The organism is Bartonella sp. MR100HLJHH, from assembly GCF_042194215.1.
GTDB lineage: Bacteria > Pseudomonadota > Alphaproteobacteria > Rhizobiales > Rhizobiaceae > Bartonella > Bartonella grahamii.
In genome coordinates, this window is sequence record NZ_JBHIMR010000050.1 from 1 (window position 1) to 2,464 (window position 2,464).

Here is a 2,464-nt window from a genome sequence, read left to right on the forward strand (position 1 = left end):
CCTGTTGAGGTTGGTGGCTCTTATGAGGCTTTTCAATTTCGCAATATCTTGAAAATTTGTGCAGCACTTAATATGCCTTATGCCGTTGTGACTGGAGACGTTACGCGGGGGAATTTTTCAAATGTACGCACCTCCATCATTCAGTTTAGACGGCACGTCAAACAATGGCGTGAACATATCATTGCCTTTCAGTTTAACCGCATTGTTTGGGAGCGTTTTGTTGAAATGGCAGTGCTTGTCAAATGCGTCAATTTGCCAGGGTGGGAAGAAAATTCCTTGCCATGGCTTCAATGTGAAAGCTTTGCACCTCCCCTTGAAATGATTGATCCAAACAAGGATATCTCAGCGGAAAAAGAAGAAATCCGTGCAGGCTTGAAAACACGACGCATGGCACTTGCCGAGCGCGGCTTTGATATCGACAGCATTCATGCCGAACTGCAAGAAGAGCACACAGACGCTCGTGCGCGCGGCTTATCTTTTGACACGGATATGGCAGCGCCCTCTGGTAGCAATCAAGTAATTGATACAGCAGATTCAGAACCTTCTGAAACTTATGAAAGTAACCAAGGCAGTGAGGCACATACAAATGGTGAATAATCTCGACATGCCGTTTTTGGCATCACGGCTTTTTGGTGTTCCTCATATGCTTGCATCGACAAAGCTTGATATCATTTTGAATGCTCTTACGCCGCGTCTTTTTGAGGGAGAAAAGTTTCCCCCTAAGGCTTTTGCGCAAGGGGATACAGAAGCTTTAAGACCCCCTGAAACTTATGTAGTACAAAACAATATTGCCATCCTACCAGTTCATGGCACGCTTGTGCGCCGTGGCGCATGGCTTGGGGCTTTATCGGGGCTAACCTCTTATGAAGGTTTAAGGGCTTCTTTTCGTGAAGCCATTGCACAACCTGATGTTCGCGCTGTTTTACTTGATATTGACAGCGGCGGTGGAGAAGCCGGCGGTGTGTTTGATTTGGTTGAAGAGTTTCAAACACTCTCAAAACAATACGACAAGCCCATTTGGGCACATGCCAATGAATTTGCCTGTTCAGCGGCTTATGCCATTGCTTGTGCTGCTTCTCAAATATGGGTAGCTCGTACAGGGGTTGTGGGCTCGATTGGGGTTGTTTGCGCCCATCTTGACCAATCCCGTGCAGATGAAAAACACGGGCATAAATGGACCTTTGTCTTTGAAGGTGATCACAAAACCCATGGCAACCCTCATGAACCCTTGAGCGATACAGCACAGATAAAAATGCAAGCCGATTGCGCCCTGCTCTACGAGATGTTTGTCGATTTGGTGGCGCAAAACAGACGCTTAAATGCTGCTGCAATTCGTGACACAAAAGCAGAAACTTTTATAGGCAACCAAGCTCTCAAACTTGGATTAGCAGATGCGCAAGGCACCCTTGCGCAAGCTTTGGAAGCCTTAACGGATTCCATATCACAAAACCCAACATCAACAACAAAAGAAGGACAAAACACATGGCACGCACACAATACCGCGCTGAAGAAGAGGATGACGAAAAGATCGTCGACATCATCAATGACGAGGAAGAGGACGAAGACGATAGTGACGTCGACAAAAACGCCGAAATCTTTGACGACGAAGAAAACGAAGATGAAGATGAAGACAATGGGGCCAAGCAGGAAAACATAAAAGCTGCTCTTGAAAAAGAAAGAAAGCGCGCAAAAGCACTAACAACCCTTGAAAGGCAAGCAAAGCACTTAGGCGTTTCTTTTGACGCAGCAAAAGCTATTCAAAACGGTATGAGTCTCGAGAAAGCACGCCAGTGTGTGTTGACGGCTGCTAGCTCTCAAAGCGAGTCTTTAAAAGTCTCGCCTTATGCCCCTCATAGTGATGGGACGAGCAAGGCAAAGATTCACGCAAAATGGGAAGCAGCTTGGAGGGCAGTGAAATGACGAATATTATTTATGACGACGTACGCAATGGCGCTTATCTTGGACCCTACGACCCTGACATGTCAAACGAAGAAGTGGTGTTTGCATCAGGAGCATTCATTGAAGCGGGAACTGTCATGGGAAAGATAACCGCAACGGGACACTATGCCCCCCTTAATCCAGCAGCATCAGATGGCAGTCAAACACCGGCAGGGATTTCTTTTGCCACTATTGACGCAACAGGCGCAGATCAACGCGCCGTGATTACAGCACGCTTATGCACTGTAAAAGCTTCTGAACTGCTATGGCCAGATGCCATCACGGATGAGCAAAAGAAAGCAGCCATTCAGTCTTTAGAAGACCATAACAACATTCTATTGCGATAGGAGAATGCACACATGGATATGAATTTTTTTAAACATGATGCTTTCTCAAGCATCACAATGATGAAAGCCATTGAAAACTATGAGTTTCAACCTGGTCTTGTAAGCTCTCTTAATCTTTTTGAGGAAGTTGAAACCAGTACCACAGTGGTTGGGATTGAACGGCGTGATAATACATTTTC

At 46.0% G+C, this 2,464-nt stretch carries 4 protein-coding genes and 1 pseudogene; all 5 read left to right on the forward strand.

Going from position 1 to position 2,464, the window contains the following annotated elements:
* The coding region (locus ACFIJ7_RS09300) for a phage portal protein (RefSeq protein ID WP_375645166.1) at nucleotides 1-597 on the forward strand (597 nt) is incomplete at its 5' end.
* Complete coding sequence (locus tag ACFIJ7_RS09305; RefSeq protein ID WP_375645167.1) at nucleotides 587-1,657, forward strand: S49 family peptidase; 1,071 nt, start codon at nucleotides 587-589, stop codon at nucleotides 1,655-1,657. The genes ACFIJ7_RS09300 and ACFIJ7_RS09305, both read left to right, overlap by 11 nt.
* Before the next feature lie 110 nt (nucleotides 1,658-1,767).
* Nucleotides 1,768-1,920: a hypothetical protein gene (locus ACFIJ7_RS09310; protein ID WP_375645168.1), complete on the forward strand. Its 153-nt coding sequence runs from the start codon at nucleotides 1,768-1,770 to the stop codon at nucleotides 1,918-1,920.
* Nucleotides 1,917-2,285 carry a head decoration protein gene (locus ACFIJ7_RS09315; protein WP_375645169.1) on the forward strand — a complete coding sequence of 123 codons (369 nt, stop codon included), beginning with the start codon at nucleotides 1,917-1,919 and terminating at the stop codon, nucleotides 2,283-2,285. The genes ACFIJ7_RS09310 and ACFIJ7_RS09315 overlap by 4 nt, the downstream gene beginning before the upstream one ends.
* Before the next feature lie 12 nt (nucleotides 2,286-2,297).
* A pseudogene (locus tag ACFIJ7_RS09320) lies at nucleotides 2,298-2,464 on the forward strand (major capsid protein); the annotation flags it as partial.

Excerpts from the sequence above, each read along its gene's own strand:
- ACFIJ7_RS09310 (WP_375645168.1), top strand. The coding sequence starts at position 1,768 with ATGAGTCTCGAGAAAGCACGCCAGTGTGTGTTGACGGCTGCTAGCTCT.
- ACFIJ7_RS09315 (WP_375645169.1), top strand. The coding sequence starts at position 1,917 with ATGACGAATATTATTTATGACGACGTACGCAATGGCGCTTATCTTGGA.
- ACFIJ7_RS09305 (WP_375645167.1), top strand. The coding sequence starts at position 587 with ATGGTGAATAATCTCGACATGCCGTTTTTGGCATCACGGCTTTTTGGT.